We start from the raw sequence: 247 nt of genomic DNA, 5'->3' as shown, positions 1-247 counted from the left end.
AGATCCAGTATGAGTGCCTCGGCACCATCCGGCACGTCTGCTGTCAACCTGTCGATCCGCAACGTTCCATCTTCTATGCTACCGTGTGGAATAGTGCCGTTACGGGCAGCCCGGGCCAGCCGCTTAAGAGCGATCGTGAGTCGCGCCTTTCTGTCTGCCAGCCAATCCTGTGGGTTGGAAGGCACGGCCAGTTTTGCATTTTCCTGCGCCGCGATCATCGGCACCAGTACCTGCTTGAGGTCACCAT

The 247-nt window shown here is 58.3% G+C and carries 1 protein-coding gene; it reads right to left on the bottom strand.

Features of this window, described 5'->3' with window-relative positions; all coding sequences use genetic code 11:
* Positions 1-247 (bottom strand): hypothetical protein (locus ACX9YW_RS23405; RefSeq protein WP_460351179.1); only part of this gene is annotated, 247 nt, incomplete at both ends.

The sequence above is a fragment of the Pseudoneobacillus rhizolycopersici genome, assembly GCF_054786815.1.
This window is presented reverse-complemented; position numbering and strand designations above follow the sequence as displayed.